General features: G+C 75.2%; 2 protein-coding genes and 2 pseudogenes. 1 reads left to right on the top strand and 3 read right to left on the bottom strand.

What is annotated here, in order from left to right; genetic code table 11:
* Nucleotides 1-853 (top strand): phytoene desaturase family protein (locus tag JNW89_RS33815; protein WP_375155182.1); only part of this gene is annotated, 853 nt, incomplete at its 5' end.
* A 7-nt stretch (nucleotides 854-860) separates the two neighbouring features.
* Here the strand turns inward: JNW89_RS33815 and JNW89_RS33820 are convergent.
* The 3 genes and pseudogenes from JNW89_RS33820 to JNW89_RS33830 form a co-directional block, all read right to left on the bottom strand.
* Nucleotides 861-1,549: pseudogene (locus JNW89_RS33820) on the bottom strand (CDP-alcohol phosphatidyltransferase family protein).
* A 44-nt stretch (nucleotides 1,550-1,593) separates the two neighbouring features.
* Nucleotides 1,594-2,510: pseudogene (metF, locus tag JNW89_RS33825) on the bottom strand (methylenetetrahydrofolate reductase [NAD(P)H]).
* 9 nt (nucleotides 2,511-2,519) lie between these two features.
* On the bottom strand, nucleotides 2,520-2,703 hold a 184-nt coding region (locus tag JNW89_RS33830; RefSeq protein WP_238452132.1), incomplete at its 5' end, for a hypothetical protein.

Genomic DNA, 2,703 nt, shown 5'->3' on the forward strand with positions numbered 1-2,703 from the left:
CGTCCCCTACGCCGAGCTGACCTTCGGCGGCTGGTACCTGCGCGGCGGGCTGGGCACCCTGGCCGACGCGCTGCTGTCGCGCTGCCTGGACCTCGGCGTGGTCGTGCAGACCGGCGCCACGGTCACCCGGATCGACGCCGCGGGCGGCCGGGTGCACGGGGTACGCCTCGCCGGCGCCGCCGCGCCCGTCCCCGCCGACGTGGTGGTGGCCAACACCGACGCGCTCACCCTCTACCGGGACCTGCTGCCCAGCCCCCGCCGGCTGGCCGGGCTGACCGACCGCAGCCTGGCCGGCTTCGTGCTGCTGCTCGGGGTACGCGGCGACTCCGGGCTGGCCCACCACAACGTGTTCTTCCCGCGCGACTACGACGCCGAGTTCGACGCGGTCTTCGGCGACCCGGGGCGGGGCGTACGGGCCCGGCCGGCGACCGACCCGACCGTCTTCGTCACCGTCGCCGACGACCCGATGGTCCGCCCGGACGGGCACGAGTCGTGGTTCGTACTGGTCAACGCCGCCCGCCACGGCACCGCCGCCGGGGCCGTGGACTGGCGTCGGCCGGGGCTCGCCGAGGCGTACGCCGACCGGATCCTCGACGTGCTCGCCGAGCGGGGCGTCGACGTCCGCGACCGGCTGGTGTTCCGGGAGGTGCGTACCCCGGCCGACCTGGACGCGGCGACCGGCGCGCCGGGCGGCACGATCTACGGCACCGCGGGCGGGCTGCTGCGCCCGGCCAACCGGGGCCCGGCCCACGGGCTCTGGCTGGTCGGCGGCTCCAGCCACCCCGGCGGCGGCCTGCCGATGGTGGCCCTCTCCGCGCAGATCGTCGCCGAGGAGATCGGCCCGGCCTGGTAGGCCGCCGTCAGCCGGCGTCGATCAGGGCGCGGCGCACGGTCGACAGCAGCTGCCCCAGGCCGAACCCGGCCAGCAGCACCCACACCGCGGTGGCCATGGTGATGGTGCCGGCGGCCAGGTCCGGGTCGATCAGGCCGGTCAGGCCGGCCAGCAGCAGCCCCACCAGGGCCACGCAGACCCGGGTCGGACGCTCCCCCACGGTCACCGCGCCGATGTCGCGCATCCCGGCGGCGACCGCCCGGGCCCGGACGTACTCGTGCAGCCAGGACAGCGCGCCGCCGGCGACGACCAGCACGCCCGGCGCACCGACCAGCCAGAACGCGGCCAACCAGGCGATCTCACCGAGCCGGTCGGCGAGCGAGTCGTAGACGTAGCCGAGGCGGGTGGTCCGGTTGGTGGCCACCGCCACCGCCCCGTCGACGCTGTCCGCCACCGACGCGAGCAGCACGAACAGCGCGCCCACGATCGGCCCGTCCACCGACCGTACGGAGAACAGCGGCACGCAGAGGCAGAGCAGCACGCCGGCGACGGTCACCGCGGTCGGGGTGATCCGGAGCGGCCCAGGATGTATCCCACGTGGTAGGCGAAGCGCAGCCAGGCCCGGACCACCGGCGCGGCGGCACGCGGGTCGAAACCGCCGTGCAGCCGCGCCCAGGCGGTCGCGTAGTCGTCCCACTTCAGCTGTGTGCCCACCATCGGTCAACCGTCGTGGCGTGGTTCAGGTGGCGGGGGGCCCGCGTTCACACCCGGGCGCCGGCCTGGAGACTGCGCCAGACCTCCCGGGTCGCGGTGGACCGGTTGAGGGTGATGAAGTGGATCCCCGGCACCCCCTCGTCCAGCAGCTTGGCGCACATCTCGCTGGCCTGCTCGATGCCGAGCCGACGCACCGCCTCCGGGTCGTCGGCCACCCGCTCGAAGCGCTCGGCGAGGGCGGGCGGGAACGGCGCCCCGGACAGCTGCACGGACCGCTCGATGGTGCCGATCTGGGTCACCGGCATCACGCCGGCCAGGATCGGGGTGTCGCAGCCGGCGGCGGCGACCCGGTCCCGCAGCCGCAGGTAGTCGTCGGCGTCGAAGAACATCTGGGTGATCGCGAACTCGGCGCCAGCCCGGCACTTGCGGACGAAGTACGCCGTGTCGCTGGCCACGTCCGTCGAGCGGGGGTGCTTGTACGGGAAGGCGGCCACGCCGACGCTGAAGTCCCCGGCGTCGCGGACCAACCGGACCAGTTCCTCGGCGTACAGCACGCCCTCGGGGTGGCGGACCCACTCGCCGCCCGGGTCGCCCGGCGGGTCGCCGCGCACGGCGAGCACGTTGCGCACCCCGACGCCGGCCAGCCGGCCGATGACGTTGCGCAGTTCGGCGACCGAGTGGTTGACCGCGGTCAGGTGGGCCATCGGCAGCAGGGTGGTCTCGGTGGCGATCCGCTCGGTCACCGCCACCGTGGTGTCCCGGGTCGACCGCCCGCGCCGTAGGTGATGGACACGAACGAGGGACGCAGCGACTCCAGCTCCCGGATGGCCTGCCAGAGCAGCCGCTCGCCCTCGGGCGTCTTGGGCGGGAAGAACTCGAAGGAGAAGGTCGGCTGGCGCTCACGGATCAGCTCCCCGATCGCCGGCTGGGGATTGGGGAGGACGGAGGGAAGACCGAGCGCCACGACCCGACTCTAGCGGGCGACGGCCCGCCGACCCACGATCTTCCCACCGCGGCATCGACGGCGGTCGTCGAACGCCGGCGGGCCGGTCGGCGCGGCGACGCACGGCGGGTCCGACGCGACGTCGTACCCCCGGGGTAGACAGGAGCCAGCGCGGGTGGCGCCGGTCGGGGCCGGCGCCCGGGGGCACGCGCGG

Source organism: Micromonospora sp. 4G55, from assembly GCF_016803375.1.